Origin of the sequence: Cytobacillus sp. Bva_UNVM-123 (genome assembly GCF_046351715.2) — a bacterium.
GTDB lineage: Bacteria > Bacillota > Bacilli > Bacillales > Cytobacillaceae > Cytobacillus.
In genome coordinates this window covers 2386976-2405759 of record NZ_CM177772.1, presented here as the reverse complement: position 1 = coordinate 2405759, position 18784 = coordinate 2386976, and the positions used below count along the sequence as shown (strand labels likewise).

The following is an 18784-nucleotide window of genomic DNA, read 5'->3' as shown; positions in this document are numbered from 1 at the left end:
GATGTTTCTTATTCAATTATTTTGCCTCTTTTCATATAAAATAGCAAATAATACATAATCATCTAAAGCAAAAAATAGACCCCGAACCTTATTCGGAGTCTAGATGAACTAATTTATTTTTACATTGGATTTCTCATTAATGAGTTGTGTTTGGATTTGGCATTTGCCCATTTGTTTGCGTCGGTGCAAAAGCATTTAATAACTGCTGCATATCCTGAGTAGCAAGCTGAGGTACCTGATAATAATGATGTTTGTTTTGATAAATGGATAGCTCATAAGCCATTTCAATCCAATTAGGAATGGAATCTGCTACGACACGGCGAACGACTGGATTGGTAATTTCAAGTGCTGCCATTGCTTTTGAGCCGGCACCTGCCTTGATCGAACCTAACATTAATCCTGAAACACATTCGTCTGTAATCTCTGATACAGCTTGAAGTGGCTTCTTCGGTTGAGATGGCTTCATCCCATAAATAAAATCATTACCTTGTGTCATTTTGTAGCTTTGTGTTGGAATAGCAGGGTCTTTACCAGTTTTAAAACAATCAACTGTCGTATTATATTCCGTTTGAATAAATTGGTATTGCCGATCAAGAATATTGAGCAATTCTTGATCTTTTACATGTGAACGCAAAAGAGTATATTCATTTAGCGTTCCAATTGTACCTGTTAATATTTCATGAACATCAAAAACTTCATGACCACCATGATTAAGTTGAGGACTAACCATTCCAGTTTGCATATTTTGATGTGTCTGACCTTGATTTTGTTGGTTTAGCATATTGATTCCTCCCTTTTTTAAAATCAAAGTTATTTTGCAACGGATCACAGTAATTATTCATCTATTTTTAAAATACTTTTTTGGGGACATAATAGTAAAAAAATTATTTATTTTCATTTTTCCATTGACAAACTGAAAACATCTTCATATAATTTATCTATATTTAAATTATCTCAACTTCAAAATAAATTAATTAAAACAATTGGAGGAAGAAAAAAATGACAAAAACAAAATGGGCAATAGATCCAACACATAGTAGTGTAGACTTTTCAATTAAACACATGATGATCGCTAATGTTAAAGGTACTTTTAACAGCTTTGATGCACAAATTGAGGCGAATCCTGAAGATTTAACTTCAGCTTCTATTGAATTTAAAGTTGATCTTTCAAGTATTGATACTCGAAATGTTGATCGTGATAATCACCTACGTTCAGCTGATTTTTTTGACGTAGAAAATAACCCGACGATGACTTTTAATGCAACAAGCATTGAAAGCAAGGGTGATGGCGAATATGATGTAAAAGGTGATTTATCACTTCACGGTGTTACACAAAAAGAAACATTTACCGTAACTTATGAAGGTTCAGGAAAAGATCCTTGGGGTAATGAAAAGGCTGGTTTTACTGTTGAAGGTGCGATTAAACGCAGTGATTATGGTTTAACTTGGAACTCTGCATTGGAGACAGGTGGCGTACTTGTAGGAGATAAAGTTAAAATTAGTCTTGATATTCAAGCAGCAAAAGCTGAATAAATAAATTATTTAAATTTGATCGAGCTTTATAAAGGAAGTTTCCTTTATAAAGCTTTTTTTCATTATTGATTTTCATTTATGTTATGATATTACATACATGTAATGAAGGAGTGATAATATGAGCGTACATAAAGCGATTTCTGCACACGTAAATAAGCAAAATAAAATGATTACTGATTTTTTAGCTTTAGATAAGGAACGAGAACATTTTATCGAAGAAGCTGTTTCGAATTGCCAATCGGGAATGGCTTTTTCTGCTGATAAAATAAATGGAGTAACAGCTCAAATAAATGAATTAGCTAAAAAAGGGATTGTTCCTACAAGGAAATTCGTAACGGAAGAGATGATTAAGGAGTATACTGAAAAAATAAAATCGTAAATGAAAAGAGAGCTTATCTGCTCTCTTTTCATTTACAATATGTTATTAAGCTTCTGTCACTTCAACCTTTTCCATGACATCGCCGTTTGTCATTGCTAAAACAGTATCGAGTCCAGAAGTTACTTTTCCAAATACAGTATGAACGCCATTTAAATGTGGTTGTGGTTCATGTACGATAAAAAATTGACTCCCACCAGTGTCACGTCCAGCATGTGCCATTGATAATGAACCAGCTACATGCTTATGAGGATTCCCTTCTGTTTCACAATTTATTGTATATCCTGGACCACCAGTTCCAGTTCCATGAGGACAGCCGCCTTGACTAACAAATCCTGGAATGACGCGATGGAAAGTAAGTCCATTATAAAACCCTTCATTCGCTAATTTCGCAAAGTTGGCTACAGTACCTGGTGCTACATCAGGGTATAATTCAAACTCAATTTTTTCTCCGCTTTGCATTAATATGTATCCTTTTTTCGCCATATTAATCATCTCCTTCATATAAAAAATCAATCTTAATAATAACATTATTTTGGTCAAGAATAAAAGTAATTGACTGAATTTGTCTTAACTAAATAATTCAATAAATAAAATTAAGATAATAATAATAAAACAATAAAATGATACATGCAAAAAAATGGTCGTTAATCCAAATTTAACATCTTCAATGCCCATGCTTCTTTTACGGATTCTCATTCGCAACATATCACCTTTCTCTATGGCAATTCCAACTATTTTAACAATATTCTACCATAAAAAATAGGATTGCTAAGAGAATTTCAGATTAACATATTATTCATTGATGAATTTTCGCCATTTTTCCTGAAGATACTCACCAAATTTCTCGAGCTCATCAACGCCTTTATTCAATTTTTCTTTCCAAATCGGGAGTTCTTTTTTTATTTTTTCGGTAGATTCTTTAATCGTTTGTTCAATTTCTTCTTGAAAGTCCTTTTGTACAAGCATTTCATCAACTGATTTTGTTGAAAATTCCTCTTGTTCCACATATGGAAGAGACTGTTCAATGATTGCTTTGAACAATGGAACAACCGTTTGTGAGCTACTCTTCGCTAAATAGTGTTCGCGATCAGTTTTATCATAGCCTAACCATACAGCACCTACTAAATTAGGTGTGTAACCGACAAACCACTGGTCTTTTGTCCCGTTAATGTCTTTGTATGGTAGTTGAGTTGATCCTGTTTTACCTGCAAGCTGGACACCTTTAATTTTCGTCCCCTCTCCTGTTCCTGATTCGACAACATTCAGAAGCATAGATGTCATCTGATTAGCGGTCATCTTTGAGGTGACATTTACAGTTTTTTTCTTTCTTTTTGCAATAATGTTACCAGTTGGACCAACGATTTTTGTAATTAAATGTGCATCATGCCTTTTCCCGCCATTTGGAAAGGTTGTATATGCTTCTGCCAATTTGAGTGGAGAGATTCCTTTATGCATACCACCTAATGCAATTCCTAAATATTCATCTTCCTTTTCAAGGGGGATCCCAAATCGATTTAATGAATCTATCCCTTTTTCTAAACCAATTTTATCTAACAGCCATACAGCTGGAATATTCAAAGACTCTTCAACCGCTTTATACATTTCCACGTCTCCACCATACTTCTTCGACGCATTTTCAGGTTGATAGTTTCCGAAGGACATCGGTTCGTCTTTCAAAATGGATGTTACTTGATAACCTTCCTCCAAAGCAGGTGTATACACCGCTAAAGGCTTCAATGTGGAACCAGGTTGAGCTTTAATATGAGTTGCCCTGTTAAAGCCACGAAATACATGCTCTCCTCTTCCACCAATAAGTCCCCGTACACCACCTGATTGCGGGTCTAATAACACGGCTCCACTTTGAACTAAAACACCATTCCTCCCTTTTGGAAATAATGAGTTTTGATTATATACTCGTTCTAAACCCGCTTGTAGATTTTGATCCATTTCAGTATAAATTCGATATCCTCTTGTGAAAATTTCCTCCTGTGTTAAACCATATTTATTTATGGCTTCATCAAGAACTGCGTCAACATAATAAGGATATTTTCTCTCAATGAAATTTCCTTTTCCCTCCTGTAATTGAATTTTTTCAGCAGTAGCTGTTTCGTATTCAGAATCATTGATCATCTTCAGCTCTTTCATTTTACCTAAAACGACATCCCGTCTTTTTACAGCTCCATCATAGTTTCGATACGGATCAAGAGCAGACGGAGCTTTTAATAAACCTGCTATTAATGCAGATTCACTAATGGATAACTGTTGAGCGTGTTTGTTAAAATATTTATTGGCCGCTTGTTCGATGCCCCAAGCACCACTTCCGAAATAAACTTGATTTAAATACATTTGTAAAATTTCATTTTTCTTATATTTTTTTTCAATTTCAACTGCTAGAAATAGTTCCTCAATCTTACGTTTATATGTTTGTTCTGGAGAAAGCAAGGCGTTCTTCGTCAGCTGCTGAGTAATTGTACTCCCACCGCCTGTTATTCGACCAGAAAATAAATTTTTGAAAAAAGCACGTGCTATCCCTTTTACGTCAAAACCATTATGTTGAAAAAATCTCTCATCCTCAATGGCGACAACTGCATTTTTTACATAGTCAGGTATTTCTTCAATTGATAGTCCCTCTGAGCGATTTGTTGCAAGCTTTGTGGCTACTTCTTCATCTTTATCATAAATGATCGTTGATTGCTTTAAACCTTCTTTTAATGATTCCACATTTGCTGTTGATGCTAAAAAAGCAAAAAATAGGATGGTTAACAACAGACATGTTAATAAAAGAAGAAGGATAATTTTTGTGATATGTTTATTGCGCCAGAACCGTCTGACTGCTTCTATATAAGGATGAACTTTTTCCATATGATCTCCCTTCCCATGATTAAGAAGTATCTCCTATTATACATTAACTGCTTTAGAGAGAAAAAAGTTTCATTTTATCAATGATGACAAAAAGATGATTGTCCTTTCATGAAGTCTATGGTATATTATTTCTTGCGATGAGCTAATTGCGTAAGACGATTAATAACCTTCAATGGAATGCACGAATGTGGCGTGCAATTAATCGCCGCAATACGTCAAAAAGGATGCTATAATAGCATCCTTTTTTTGTTTCATTATTCAAACTAAACTTGCAAGCCATAGTTTCTACATAATGATGCCAATCCGCCAGAAAATCCACTGCCAATCGCATTGAACTTCCAATCATTTTCATGTCGATACAATTCGCAGACTACAACGGCTGTCTCAATTGAAAAATCTTCACCAAGATCAAATCGTAATAATTCTTGGTTATTCGCATTATCTACTAATCGAACAAATGCATTTGACACTTGACCAAAGTTTTGTCCACGTGCTTCTGCATCATGAATTGTTACAGTAATGCCAATTCGATGAATAGAGGAAGGAATTTTCGTGAAATCAACGATCAACTGCTCATCATCGCCATCCCCTTCACCAGTTCGATTGTCACCTGTATGAACGACCGAGCCACTTGGATGTTGAAGGTTGTTATAGAAAACAAAGTCATGATCATTTTGACATTTATTATTGGCATCAACTAAAAATGCAGATGCATCTAAATCAAAATCATGGCCACCCTGATACTTATTCGTATCCCAACCAAGTCCGATAATGGCCTTAGTCAATCCAGGATTTGTTTTTGTTAGGTCAATCCTTTGACCCTTCGCCAACTGAATTCCCATCATAAACTCCTCCATTCTTAAAAGTCATTTTCTTGTTTATCCTACTTGTAATCCGAAGTCTGTTGCGATTCTAGCTAATCCACCTTGGTAGCCTGAGCCAATTGCAGAGAACTTCCATTCACCTGCATGACGATATAATTCACCGACAATCAATGCCGTTTCAATCGAGAAATCTTCTCCTAAGTCATAACGGATAACTTCCTCATTCGTATCTTCATTTACGATGCGCACAAATGCATTAGAAACTTGGCCAAAGTTTTGTCCACGAGCCTCTGCATCATGAATCGTAATGACAAAAGAAATTTTCTCAATATTTGCTGGAACAGCACTTAAATTAATTTTTACTTGCTCATCATCACCGTCACCTTCTCCAGTACGGTTATCACCAGTATGTACAACAGAACCATTGCCACCTTCAAGTTGATTATAGAAGATGAAATCTTTATCAGAAGCACATTTGCTTGATGCGTCAAGTAAAAAAACGCTTGCATCTAAATCAAATGATTGTCCTCCGTCATATTTATTTGTGTCCCACCCTAGTCCAACAATGACTTTTGTTAAGCCAGGATTTGTTTTAGTTAAGTCAACTTTTTGCCCTTTAGATAATGAAATAGCCACGCAAAATTACATCCTTTCAAAATTTTTTTATTAGATCTCCTAAATTACTAGGAGTACCAAACATGAAAATCTTCACTATTATAAATATAATCTTTAAGAGATTATATTTTTATTTTACTAAAGAAGAAAGCTAGTTGCCACTTATATGTAAAAATATTTGCCAAACATGTTAAATTACAGGGTCTTTTAAAAAAGATTAGCTTTCAATATAAAAAAGGAGCTTACAGCTCCTTCCCTTATCCAACCTTTCTCGGTAATTGAATATGAAAGATTGTCCCTTTATTTAGTTCACTTTCAACACTTACTTTCCCATCATGGCCCTCAATTATATGAAAAGTAACCATTAATCCTAAACCATTACCATTTTTCTTTGTCGTGTAAAAAGGTTCACCAATTCTCTTTAGTTTCTCTTGTGGAATTCCTATTCCTGTATCTTCAACATAAATGTGAATCGTTTTCATACTCTCAGTAATACGAACGATCATTTCTCCACCATTTGGCATAGCTTCGATTCCATTTTTCACAAAATTAATAAACACTTGCTTCAAACGATTTTCATCACAGTCAATGATTAAATGGTCTACACGATAGTCAAATTTAATAACAATGTTTTTCTTCTTCGCTTCAAATTCAAATAGTGAAAGCACATTCCTTATAATATCAACAATATTTTTTTCTTCCAGATGGAATGCATTAGGCTTTGCAAGCATCATGAAATCCTCAACGATATTGTTCACTCGATCGATTTCATCTAAAATAATATCAAAATATTCTAGTCTTTCCGTATTCGTCTCATCCATTTGCAAAAACTCTGTATAGCCTCTAATCGATGTTAGTGGATTGCGAATTTCATGTGCTACACCAGCTGCTAATTGGCCAACTGTTGCAAGCTTATCCTGCCTATGCAAGATTTCTTCCGTTTTCTTTCTCTCTGTAATATCATTGCGAATCGCTAAATATTGATAAGGCTTTCCCATTTCATTTAAAAACGGAACTATTGTTGTGTCTACCCAATAAATAGTTCCATCTTTCGCCCGATTACAAATTTCTCCTGACCAAACTTTGCCACTCGCAATCGTAATCCAAAGCTCTTGAAAAAAATCCTTCGTATGGTAACCGGAGTTTAGGATTGAATGAGTTTGCCCTATCAGCTCTTCCCTACTGAATTTTGAAATCTCACAAAATTTATCATTTACACTCGTAATAATTCCCTTTTCATTTGTAATGGCAACGATAGATGATTGGTCAAGTGCAAACTTTATATCACTAACTTCTTTTATTGTTTCTTTTAAATGTTCTTCAGTTGTTTTTAAAGCTGTAATATCTGAACGAATAGAAATATACTGGTATGGGGTGCCATCACGATTCAAAAAAGGAACTATCGTCGTTTCAACCCAATAAAATTTTCCGTCTTTCCGTTTATTGCGAATTTCACCTCGCCATATTTCTCCAGAAGTAATCGTATTCCACAAATTTCTAAAAAACTCTTTAGAATGGTAGCCAGAATTTAATAGGCGGTGACTCTTTCCTACTATGTCATGTTCTTCAAACTTAGAGATCTCAACAAATTTATCATTCACATAAGTGATAATCCCATTTTGATCTGTAATGGTAACGATCGAAGACTCATCAAGTGCCGCTTTTATATCTTTTAAATTCGTGTTGCTAACAGCTAGCTGTTTACCCACAACCGAGCGTGAACCTACTACCCCACTCAAAATTAATATTGATACAAAAAACACTAAATAAAGTAAAAAGGTTTCAAAGGAATCAGCTCGACCAGTGACTACCTTCGAAAAAGAAGGTGAGGCTTGCAGCAAAAGAAAATAACCTTCGATAATAGCCCCAGTGATAACGAGCGCACTAATTGGCTTAATCCAAATTTCATTAAATCGTGAAAGAGTTTTTGAATAAAATAAAAACCATAGTGACAAAACAAAAGAACCGAAAATAATAAGGCTTGAAATTGTAAATAAGCTAAGGTTGTAGTTAATATTCATTTTTATCGCATACATGCCTGTAATATGGATCGACAGAACTGCTATCGTCATAAAGAAGCTAGCAGTAAGTAAATATCGAAGGGTAAGCTCCCTTCCTATTACCCAATAAAAACCTAAACCAGTAAAAATAATCCCTAAGACGAATGACAAAATAGTTAAAGGAATATGGTATGTGGCAGCTCCATTTAAATTAATGGCAATCATGCCAATAAAATTCATGATCCATATGCCTACTCCTAATGAAAAAGTGCCTCCCCAAAACAAAAATCTTTTATCTCTTTCTGCTGTTCTCGAAAGTGTATATAAATCTAAACCAGTATATGAAGCGATAAATGTTAATACCATCGCAATAAAAGTAAGAATAGGATTAAATAAATTTATCATTTCAATCAATTATTATCAGCATCCTTTTATCCATAACTTCTTGAAAAATGATGTTGCAACAATTTAATCATGTAATTATGAATATTTTGTGACAACAATATTATTGTAATCGATATTCCTTATTGTTGGAAGACAGTTTCTATCATTTATCGACAAAAATCTACTTTCTTTTGTAGAAATTTTTTATTGTAATTATTTAAAAATTCAGTTGAAAATACTACACATCCAATCTGTTTTTGTGTATACTGTACTATAACAATAACATATTTATATAACTGTATTATAAAAAGGAGGAATTAAAATGATAAAAAATCCAGTAAAAACAATGCCACATAAAGTTTGCCCAGAGTGTGGGCAAGCGGTTAAAGAACACACAGATTCCTATATAATGGAATGTGAACGCTGCCTTTCTAAAAAAGTGGAATAATTCGTTCTGTTAAAATACACATTTCATAATGAAAAAATGACGGGTCTCGGATACCCGTCATTTTCACTTCGAAATATTTAATCAATTTGTGGCAGTTCACGTACCTCAAGATTTGTTTCATTTCCACATAATGGACATAATAAATCAGCCGATGCAAACTCCCTCCGCATCCAACCATTACAGCTATCATCGCTACACGCAAAAACATCCGTGTTCAGCATTACGACTTCTGGCTTATCATCTTGACCTCTTCGATTGAAAAAAATCGTAAACGCCCCCTTTTCTTTAGTATGGGCAATATGGGAACGTTTCATTACAAGAGATTCGTTAAGAAAGGTAAGCTATTTCGTTTTGTTTCTTCTTCTCTTCCTTTACTAACCATAAACAAAGTAATAAGCCAATACCGCTTAAAATACTAAAAAATAAATACAAAATATAAATATTATACTCCTCATAAATAATGCCGCCAAAAAAAGTAAAGAACCAGTTGCCTAGCCCATTGCCTATTGCAGAATAGAGCGTAATTCCAGTTACGGTAATATGAAGTGGTGTAATTTCTCTTATATACTGCAATCCAGCTGGAATGAATAACCCGATTGAAAATCCTTGCAAAATGGCCGTACTATAAATTAGCCATATGCTTGGCTCAGTAAAATAAAGCAGCCATCTCCCAATCGAAACTACACCTGCTAATGCTGCCACTTGAAGCAACCCGATTCGATTCATCCAGTTACTTGCCACTCTCATAAAAGGAATTTCAGATAATACGGCAATTAGAAACGCAACTCCAATTCCTGTATATGTACCTCCACGATGCTCAATAAAAAGGCCGAAATAATTATTGTTCGCTAAATTAGGTCCAAAAATGAGAAACGTAATGACGAGAAAGATAAGAAATTTTTTATGTGTAAATATCTCTTTCACACCACTAAGAAGATTCCGATTCCCCGCCCCTTTTTCTGAGGGCATCCTAATGGCAAGAATACTCGCAAATAATAATGATACCGTAAAAGATAAAAAAATTATTTTTGGATTCATTTCTGATAATCTTCCCATTAAAAAAACCGCTAATCCAAAGCCAAGTGAGCCAAATAAACGAATATTTCCATAATTCGCCTTCACTTTACTCGTATATTTAATCGACAAACTATCAGATATTGGAATAATTGCACTTTGAAAGATAGAGACACAAACAGCTATCAAAAATACCCAGTAATATCCGTTAAACGTTAAAAACCCTAGAGCGAAAATCGCAGCAACCATTGTTGCCATTGTAAGAATCTTTATTGGAGCATTTGTTCTATCGGCTATCAAACCCCATAAAGGCTGGAAAAAAATCATGACAATCGGACTTATGGACATAATTGTTCCAATTTGGTAACCATTAAGCTGTTCTACTTCACTTAAATAGACACTTAGTAATGGATATAAGCTACCAACCCCAAAAAAAGTCAGTAAATAAAAACTTTGCATTGTCATAATCTTTTTATTGACTTGTTTATTCATTGTTGTGTCTCCTAAAAATGATCCATTCCTTTATTTATTATTTGGTATGACGAAATGAATCTTTATTCCTTTATCTATTTTTTTTGTACTAAAAAGTAAAGTCAAATATGCGGTTCCAACTGAAATTAAAATGGCAAATAAACTACTTATCAAAAATAATAATACATGATTTGCAGCTTTCCATTCTAGTAAAGTAATAAATAATCCAAAAATACCATCTGGATGCTGGCCATTCGCATGAGAAATGATTGAAATATCTGTTGGAATTAAAACGAGTAGTGTTGGTAATATTGCGATAAATAAATATGAAAAACATAAAAACATTAAAAGAAAAGAAGTTCCTGTTTCAAGTCGATTTTGCGGATTATTTGGATTGTATTTTGCACCGATTGAACCTATCCACAATCCGATTCCTGTTATGCCAAGTGACATAATAGCTAATACAACCATTCCAAGAACAATATTAAACAAACCCCATTTCAAAAAGATCCCTATAATAATCTCTAAACTACATAAGAAAACAGTTGGAATGAGCCAATTTATCCAAAATTTACCTAAAACAATATACCAGCTTGAAAGTGGAAGAATTCGCAATAGATTAATAGAATAACCTTCTCTTGCAATGGCAGCGGAAGCAAAACCACCGGTCAAAAAAGTAAACATAAATAAAAATAGTCCTTGGGCTATCACCCAAGAAATAGTAGGATTATTAATAATAAATTCGAATCCACCTTCATTATTAGCTAAAGTAATGATCGGAAAAAACATAAAAAAGATAAATGGCAAAAATGCAATCCATTCGCGCATATCCCTTTGTATAGCTCTCCATTCCTTTACTCCAATCATAATAATAGGATGAAAAAGTTTACTATTTGTTTTGAAGTCTTTTCTTTTTTTCTTTCGTCGGTTTCCTTCATTCATTTTTATCCATCCGGTTCTAAAGCCTTTTTCGACAAGGGCTGCAGATAGAGAAAGGAAAAAGATTGACAAAATGAATAACAATAGCGTTGGAAAAATAAATCCGGTTGCATTTGAAAATGCCTCTGCAAGGCTACGTCCACCCCATTCCATAGGTATCCATCTCGACATTGGCGGCAGCTCTGTCATTAGTTTTTCATCAGCTTGATTCTTTGAAAGAAAATTCGGTAATTGAAAAAGAATATATACAATAATTCCTGCAAGTGTACTCATTACTGTCATTAATTCCTTTGCTCGATGGACTGGAATTATTTGTATAAGAAGGAGATTTAATAAATAGGCTATACTCATACCAATTAATGTGATCAATAAAGAAACAGTATAAGAAACTAGGAAAAATGAAAAACCTGCTCTCCCTGCGATTCCAAAAACAGTTAATAAAATACATGACAGAAGCCAAAGGATTCCATGAATCCCTAGAAAACTTTGAATAAATTTTACCCAATAAATACTTCGAGTTTTAATAGGCAGAGTAAATAATAATGCTAAATCATTTGTCCCATATAAATTTTTAAACACTTGTGGAACGCCGAATAAAATATTAAAAGCAAGCAATACGGAAAAAGCATAGCCAAAAAAAGGGAGTAAAGTTTGTTGTGGAACTGTCAAAGCTACCATTGCAGTCATAAAACTGAGAAAAACTGTAACTAAGAAACCTCCAATTAAAGATAAAACAATGGCTATTTTTGTACTATCGGGAGCGGTCCGAAATTGATTTTTTCCCATCTGCCAAAATAATTGTAACAATATTTTTGTCATTTAATCACCTGCTCATCATCTTCTTCTAGCTCCTGAATGATAGGCAACATATCAATATCTCCTGTTAATTCTAAAAATATATCCTCCAGTGATGAATGTGATTTTCCTTCCTGCTGCCTCAAATCATCCATCGTTCCGATTGCGATAATGTCCCCATTTTGAATAATTCCAACTCTATCACACATTTGTTCAGCAATTTCAAGAATATGAGTTGTCATAAAGACCGTCATTCCTTGTCTACAAAGTGACTGTAATAAATTTTTTAATGTTTTGGCTGCTTTCGGATCAAGACCAACTGTCGGTTCATCGAGAAATAATACATCAGGCTGATGAATAAAAGCACTACATAAATTAATTTTTTGTTTCATTCCATGAGAGTAGGATTCTATTAATTCGTCTGCCCTATCAGATAATTGAAAGAGAGAAAGATATTTTTCTACCCTTTCTTCAAAATATGTTGTTCCATTTGATAGACACTGCCAATAAATCGTAAAAACTCTCTACCAGAAAGTTTGGGATAAAGAATTGGCTGGTCAGGTATATAGGCCATTTTCTTTTTTGCTTCAACTGGTGACTTCCATATGTCGATTCCCGCTATTTCAATTTGACCATTATTAGGTTCGAGTAAGCCTGTCATCATTTTAATAGTCGTTGTTTTACCTGCTCCATTTGGACCTAAAAAACAAAATAATTCCCCTTTATTAATCTCTAAATTTATATTTTTTACAGCTTGAAACGTTCCAAATTTTTTAGAAAGATGGTTTACTTTAATTGAAATTTCCTTTTTCAAAACGAACACCTCTTTTAAAATCTAATATCTTAACAATACGATAAAATTGGTAAAAGGTTCCTTGACTTAAGATTCTAATGGAAATTAAGCAAAATAAAAAGCAAAACCTATAAGATTTTGCTTTACACATTATGCTACTTCTCGTTTCTTACTATTCTTTTTCCAAAAGGGATTACTATTTAAAGTACTAGGTAGCTTTGCCGCGACTTTTAGTGCATTAAAAGGACAATGATCAATACAAGCACCACAAAGACTACAATCTCCTGCCTCAACATATTTACTTTCTCTAAAAATACCTGGTTCTAATATAACAGGTTCAGCAAAACAAACAGAACGGCACCTATCACATCCTACACAGGCCTCATGGTCAAATTCTATTTTAAAGATTCCTGCTTTACCAATTGATTGGTAAAATCCGCCTAACGGGCAAAAATATCGGCACCATCCTCGTTTTGAAATAAGTAATTCAAATAAGACGATAGCAACCACAATCCATATGCCTATCCCGAACGTAAACAATGCATTTCTCATTGTAAATCCAATTGGTGAAACGATTTCAAATACTGGGACACCAATAATAAAGGAAAGGATAAGAACGAGAAGTGCAATATATTTTTTTGCCTGGCGATTATATGTTTTATCTTTAACTTTAATTAACCTTCGTAGCTTGTCAGTAAACTCAAGCATTGTATTAACTGGACAAACCCAACTACAAAATACTCTACCTCTAATGATCAAATAAAAGACAAAGATGATAAAGGCGCCTGACATATACATTAAGCTTATCTTTTTTGAGGCGAACATAATTTGTAATGCAGCATAGGGATCAGAAAGAATAATTCCAACAAAAGTAGACGATGCAAGCGAGCCAAAGAAAAAATTATCACCCTCTACTTCGACCAAAAATAATGGCGAGATAAAAAGGGCAATGATTGAGAATTGGACAATTCTTCTTGCTATCGTCCACTTTCGAAAAGATTTCATTTTACTCATCACACTCATTCCTTACGTACTGAGTTGATTTTATTTAAAGTGGTTTAATTTGTATTCCTTTATTTTCTGATATACAATTCTCTACACATAAGCCACAACCTGTACAGTTTGCAATATTAATAGAAGGTTTGCCATCAATTAATTCGATAGCCCCGCTTTCAGGACAAGAACGAACACAATAATCACACATGACATCTTGAAACGTCAAACAATTATGATTGATAACGACAGCACTTCCAATCGCTGGTTTTTCGACAAGCCCAGCAATCGATAATGCTTTAGTTGGACAAACGTCTATACAAGTTCGGCAAAATGTACAAGGACTCTCATTAGGTTTTAAATAAGGGGTATTCAACAACTTTGCACCATCAGATAACGTAAACAGCTTGATAATTCCTTCCGGACAGCTATCTTTACAATTCCCACAACGATTGCAAGAGGTTAAAAAATCAAGTTCACCTCTTGCTCCTGGTGGCCTGAAAAAATCTCTTTCCTCTTCAAGTTGAGTCCCGATAAAATTACTTAAAAATCCAACAGTCGCTCCCCAATTGATGGTTAAAAATTGTCGTCTGTTGACCCTTTCATCCATTAGGAAATCGTTCCCTCTTGATAAAAAGGCTCACCTTCAAAATTACTGTAAGCTAAACATATTGTTAGAACCCCATCAATTTGTTTAAACTTTTCAGCAATTTTATAACTGCCATCAACTGTATCAGACTCAACTGTTAAGATTACTTTGAAACCATCTTCAAGATGATGCACCTCTACCCCTTGAATTTTTTCGAGAGCCTTTGACACATTGTCTGCTTCACCTGGAATCGTTTCTATATAGATGCCTGATATTACCATGTTTATCCCCCTAACTTCCTTTATAAATTCGCTTTGTTAAACATAATAATATGTTTAACAAAGCTTTAAATAGAGAATGAGAGTAATTATTTATTCTTCATCATTAAATGCGGATTTTGTATCATTTTGTGTCGCGTGACATTGAATACAATTATCTCTAAAAACCTTTCCTGCTGTTACATCTTCATCATAATAATGGTTTGCAGGAGGAGTTGGTGCACCAGTTGCTGGAACTGCATGGCACGTCATACAGCTTTCATGATGAATTTGAGGATTCCAACGATCAATATGATCAGCAGGCTGCATTGGTGGTGCCCCTAACAGAACCATTGTCGCAGATTCTTCTCTTTCAGTTGTTAGCTGTGGAATAACAGTTGTTGCTTCCGTCTTAGGTGCTTCTGAATTCGTACTTGCTGACTCAGACAGTGATGTTCTTATTTTTTCTGCGCCAATCGCGACAGCAACTACCAATACAAAAATGAGAACATAAATGATTTGTTTGCTTTTCATGATTCCACCTCTTCCCCTATGCTTTTACAATTTTAACAGCACATTTTTTATAATCTGGCTGCTTGGAAATTGGGCAATAACAATCTAATGTTACGAGATTTATTAATGTTTCCTCAGCGAAGAAAGGTACATAAACGAGTCCTTTTGGTGGATTTCCTCTTCCTTTTGTTGTTGCTTTAACTTCGCATTCCCCACGTCTAGAGATTACTTTTACTAAATCACCGTTTTTAATGCCCAATGCTTCTGCATCTTCTGGGTGAATTTCGCAAAGCGCTTCAGGTACTGCACGATGAAGTTCTGGAACCCTTCTTGTCATTGAGCCGCTATGCCAATGTTCAAGAACACGACCAGTACATAGCCATAGAGGGTATTCTTCGTCAGGAATTTCAGCTGCATCTTCAAATGGTCTGAAGAAAACACTCGGACGATGGTCATCTGATTTATAGAAATCGATATTATCGTATTTTCCTACTGTTCCAAACTCTTCTACTCCATATTGATCAAATCCATCCTCTTGTTTACCGTGAGCATAGCGCCAATTCGTCTCAAGCCATTTGCCATCAACCTCACGAACTGGCCAACAAATTCCATGTTGTTTGAAGTATTCTTCATATGGAGCCATTTGCTTCGCTTTTAATTTCAGCTTCTTCCCTAATTCTTGAATTTCTGGATTATCGCTCTCATGTGGGTTGGAGAATGAACGATATTCTGCCCAAAGACGACTATTCACTTCATGACCGTCTTCAAGTAAATCATTTTTCTCATAATCCCAAACTTCTCCAAAAAGGACATCAAATGCAGGTTTATCACCAATTTTCTTCCCATCGAGCACTCTCTTCGCCACTTGGATAAGTGTCCAAATATCCCATTTTGCTTCTCCTGGCGGCTCTGTACATTTTTCAAATACAGATGTACGTCTTTCAGCATTACCAAATTGACCTTCTCTCTCAACCCACATAGCAGCTGGGAAAACGACATCAGCCATTTCAGTCGATTTCGTAGGATAAACCTCTGAAACGACGATAAATCCGTCGATAACACCTTTTCCATCGGCATCCTTCCCTCTATAGCGGTTAAGCTTCGGCATTGTTTGTCCCCAGTTATTAGACATACTCCAAAGGAACTTAACATTTCCATTTCCAAGTTCTCTAAACATTTTCACCGTATGATAACCAGGTTTTTCAATTGGATCTAAATATCCTTTAGGTAATTTCCAAATCATCTCTGTGTAACGTCTATGTTCCGGATTTGCTACAACCATATCTGCTGGAAGTCGATGTGAGAATACCCCTACTTCCCTTGCTGTACCACAAGCACTCGGTTGACCTGTTAATGAGAATGGTCCACTTCCAGGCTTACTTATTTTACCTGTTAATAAATGAATATTATAAACTAAGTTATTTATCCATGTTCCTCTAGTATGCTGATTCATTCCCATCGTCCAAAGTGACATGATCTTTTTCTTTGGATCACCAAATTCCTTAGCCAATGCTTCTATATCCGCCGCAGGAACTTTTGATATTTCTTCCGCTTTTTCCAAAGTGTATTCACTTACACTTTGCTTAAATTCTTCAAATGTGATTTCCCATGCTAAATCTGCATCTTTACCGTCAGTTACATCATAATCATCTTTAAATGAGTGACCTAGATTTTCTGTTCCAGCTTTAAACTTGACATGTTCATCCACAAACTTTTGATCATATAAATTATTTTGAATTAAATAGTTGGCAATGGCATTTGCAATCGCTAAATCTGATTGAGGTCTAAATATCATTACTGTATCAGCAGTTTCTGAAGTACGAGAATGTCTTGTTGTTAAATCATAATGTTTAACATGTGCATTTGCCAGCTTCCTTGCAGTTAGGCGAGAATATAATACAGGGTGCATTTCTGCCATGTTTGCACCCCATGTGACAAATACATCAGCTTCATCTATATCACGATATGATCCCATCGGTTCATCTGATTGGAATGTCGTCATAAAACCAGTTACTGCACTTGCCATACAAAGTCTTGCATTTGGGTCGATATTATTGTTTAATAGTCCAGCTTTCCAAAGCTTAACTGACACATATCCATCCATGATCGTTTGTTGGCCTGAACCCCAAAAAGCTACCGACTTCGGATCTTTTTCAAGATTTTCTTTTAATTTGCCAGCCACGAGATCTAGAGCTTCTTCCCATGAAGCTTCTCTAAAGCCTTCCATCGTACCTTTTTTTGATTTATCCTCACGGATTAATGGCTTCGTTAAACGATCTTTTCCAAATAGGATTTTTCCAACATAAAACCCCTTAATACAGTTAAGACCTCTACTTGAGCGGTTATCTGGATCCCCTTTTGTTGCGACAACTTTTCCATCCTTTATTCCGACTAGCACTCCGCAACCAGTACCACAGAAACGACAAACGGTAGATTTCCATTCATCTGGCTCTGCAGTTTCAACTGCATTTGCTACTTCCGTACTAGCTGGTTTCGTTTCTTTCTTTTTACAACCAGCAACTGCCATTGTCATTGAAATAGCAGTAGCTTTCAGCAAGCTTCTTCTTGTTATTTCCATAGCTTACTTTCCTCCCTTTTAAAATGAAGAGATATTTTTCGATTTATTTATTTAAAGTGGCTTGGAAGCTCGAATAAAGTTATCATTACATTTTTCTATTTACAGCTTTTGCCACGATAAACCTGAAATTAGAATAGACCTTTTATTTCTCTAGGCTTAACTCGGATTGCTACCGGATTGTCCACTACACACCTTTCTTCACAAATGCCACAGCCCACACACTTCTCAGTATTGATAATCGGAGCAAATACGGCATGTGTTGGATCATCAGGTTTCACATATATATTTAACGTAATAGCTTCATCTATTAACGGGCATTCCCGATAACACACTTCACAGCGCATTCCTTGGTATGCAATACAGGCAACTGTATCTATAACAGCTGTTCCCATTTCAACATCATAAACATTGTTAATTCCCGTTAACGCATCAGTTGGGCATGCTTTAACACATGGGAAATCATCACATAGTCTACAAGAATTCTCTCTTGCCTCAATAAAAGGAGTACCAATCCCAAGACCGAGGTTTTCCTTCCCCATCTTGATCGAGTCATATGGGCAGGCCTGGTTGCATTTTCCACAACGGACACATAGCGCAAGAAATTCATCTTCATCTGCTGCTCCAGGTGGACGTAACACTGTTTTGTTCCCAGCTTTCATCATCCCAAGAAGCTCATATGCTGCAATTCCTCCGATTAGTAATTTAATAAAGCCAGATCCCTTCATTAAAATGGACCTCCCCTGTATCGCACTTCCTCTTTTTCTATTTAAATTCAACTTCCTGAATTTGTTTATATT

At 35.1% G+C, this 18784-nt stretch carries 21 protein-coding genes; 3 read left to right on the top strand and 18 right to left on the bottom strand.

Annotated elements, in window-relative coordinates:
• Positions 1–136: 136 nt before the first annotated feature.
• Complete coding sequence (locus KDN24_RS11970) at positions 137–781, bottom strand: spore coat protein (RefSeq protein WP_491348431.1); 645 nt, start codon at positions 779–781, stop codon at positions 137–139.
• A gap of 218 nt (positions 782–999) precedes the next feature.
• Here KDN24_RS11970 and KDN24_RS11965 point away from each other — a divergent pair, with 218 nt between their 5' ends.
• Positions 1000–1533, top strand: a complete 534-nt coding sequence (locus KDN24_RS11965; RefSeq protein WP_409972671.1) for a YceI family protein — start codon at positions 1000–1002, stop codon at positions 1531–1533.
• Between the two features lie 118 nt (positions 1534–1651).
• Complete coding sequence (locus KDN24_RS11960) at positions 1652–1912, top strand: YpbS family protein (protein ID WP_409972670.1); 261 nt, start codon at positions 1652–1654, stop codon at positions 1910–1912.
• 45 nt (positions 1913–1957) lie between these two features.
• Here the strand turns inward: KDN24_RS11960 and KDN24_RS11955 are convergent, their stop codons facing one another.
• The 6 genes from KDN24_RS11955 to KDN24_RS11930 form a co-directional block, all read right to left on the bottom strand.
• Positions 1958–2395 carry a peptidylprolyl isomerase gene (locus tag KDN24_RS11955; RefSeq protein WP_409972669.1) on the bottom strand — a complete coding sequence of 146 codons (438 nt, stop codon included), beginning with the start codon at positions 2393–2395 and terminating at the stop codon, positions 1958–1960.
• Between the two features lie 84 nt (positions 2396–2479).
• Positions 2480–2608, bottom strand: coding sequence for a hypothetical protein (locus KDN24_RS11950; RefSeq protein WP_409972668.1), 129 nt, complete (start codon positions 2606–2608; stop codon positions 2480–2482).
• Between the two features lie 96 nt (positions 2609–2704).
• The gene (locus KDN24_RS11945) at positions 2705–4774 is read right to left on the bottom strand and encodes a transglycosylase domain-containing protein (RefSeq protein ID WP_409972667.1); all 2070 of its coding nucleotides are present in this window, start codon (positions 4772–4774) and stop codon (positions 2705–2707) included.
• 263 nt (positions 4775–5037) lie between these two features.
• Positions 5038–5616 (bottom strand): TerD family protein, encoded by a 579-nt coding sequence (locus tag KDN24_RS11940; protein WP_409972666.1) that lies wholly within the window; start codon positions 5614–5616, stop codon positions 5038–5040.
• Positions 5617–5652: 36 nt separating this feature from the next.
• Positions 5653–6234: a TerD family protein gene (locus KDN24_RS11935; RefSeq protein ID WP_409972665.1), complete on the bottom strand. Its 582-nt coding sequence runs from the start codon at positions 6232–6234 to the stop codon at positions 5653–5655.
• A 236-nt stretch (positions 6235–6470) separates the two neighbouring features.
• The gene (locus tag KDN24_RS11930; RefSeq protein WP_409972808.1) at positions 6471–8618 is read right to left on the bottom strand and encodes a PAS domain-containing protein; all 2148 of its coding nucleotides are present in this window, start codon (positions 8616–8618) and stop codon (positions 6471–6473) included.
• Positions 8619–8919: 301 nt separating this feature from the next.
• On the opposite strand from KDN24_RS11930, the gene yhfH reads away from it, so the two are divergent.
• Positions 8920–9045 (top strand): protein YhfH, encoded by a 126-nt coding sequence (gene yhfH, locus KDN24_RS11925; RefSeq protein ID WP_409972664.1) that lies wholly within the window; start codon positions 8920–8922, stop codon positions 9043–9045.
• A gap of 77 nt (positions 9046–9122) precedes the next feature.
• Here the strand turns inward: yhfH and KDN24_RS11920 are convergent, their stop codons facing one another.
• The 11 genes from KDN24_RS11920 to KDN24_RS11870 form a co-directional block, all read right to left on the bottom strand.
• Complete coding sequence (locus KDN24_RS11920) at positions 9123–9359, bottom strand: cold-inducible protein YdjO-related protein (RefSeq protein WP_409972663.1); 237 nt, start codon at positions 9357–9359, stop codon at positions 9123–9125.
• A gap of 13 nt (positions 9360–9372) precedes the next feature.
• Positions 9373–10551 carry an MFS transporter gene (locus tag KDN24_RS11915; protein ID WP_409972662.1) on the bottom strand — a complete coding sequence of 393 codons (1179 nt, stop codon included), beginning with the start codon at positions 10549–10551 and terminating at the stop codon, positions 9373–9375.
• A gap of 30 nt (positions 10552–10581) precedes the next feature.
• Positions 10582–12288 (bottom strand): putative ABC transporter permease subunit, encoded by a 1707-nt coding sequence (locus KDN24_RS11910; RefSeq protein WP_409972661.1) that lies wholly within the window; start codon positions 12286–12288, stop codon positions 10582–10584.
• Positions 12285–12776: an ABC transporter ATP-binding protein gene (locus KDN24_RS11905; RefSeq protein ID WP_409972807.1), complete on the bottom strand. Its 492-nt coding sequence runs from the start codon at positions 12774–12776 to the stop codon at positions 12285–12287. The genes KDN24_RS11910 and KDN24_RS11905 overlap by 4 nt, the downstream gene beginning before the upstream one ends.
• A complete protein-coding gene (locus KDN24_RS11900; protein WP_409972660.1) occupies positions 12725–13078 on the bottom strand; it encodes an ATP-binding cassette domain-containing protein in 354 nt (117 codons plus the stop codon). Before KDN24_RS11900 ends, KDN24_RS11905 begins: the two co-directional genes overlap by 52 nt.
• Before the next feature lie 129 nt (positions 13079–13207).
• The gene (locus tag KDN24_RS11895; RefSeq protein WP_409972659.1) at positions 13208–14071 is read right to left on the bottom strand and encodes a NapH/MauN family ferredoxin-type protein; all 864 of its coding nucleotides are present in this window, start codon (positions 14069–14071) and stop codon (positions 13208–13210) included.
• 34 nt (positions 14072–14105) lie between these two features.
• Positions 14106–14660, bottom strand: coding sequence for a 4Fe-4S dicluster domain-containing protein (locus KDN24_RS11890; RefSeq protein ID WP_409972658.1), 555 nt, complete (start codon positions 14658–14660; stop codon positions 14106–14108).
• A complete protein-coding gene (locus tag KDN24_RS11885; protein WP_409972657.1) occupies positions 14660–14920 on the bottom strand; it encodes a chaperone NapD in 261 nt (86 codons plus the stop codon). The genes KDN24_RS11890 and KDN24_RS11885 overlap by 1 nt, the downstream gene beginning before the upstream one ends.
• Before the next feature lie 90 nt (positions 14921–15010).
• Positions 15011–15430, bottom strand: coding sequence for a nitrate reductase cytochrome c-type subunit (locus KDN24_RS11880; RefSeq protein ID WP_409972656.1), 420 nt, complete (start codon positions 15428–15430; stop codon positions 15011–15013).
• Between the two features lie 16 nt (positions 15431–15446).
• Entirely contained in the window at positions 15447–17987 is a 2541-nt protein-coding gene (gene napA / locus KDN24_RS11875) for a nitrate reductase catalytic subunit NapA (protein WP_491348430.1), read from the bottom strand.
• Between the two features lie 128 nt (positions 17988–18115).
• A complete protein-coding gene (locus tag KDN24_RS11870) occupies positions 18116–18712 on the bottom strand; it encodes a 4Fe-4S dicluster domain-containing protein (protein WP_409972653.1) in 597 nt (198 codons plus the stop codon).
• Between the last annotated feature and the right edge of the window lie 72 nt (positions 18713–18784).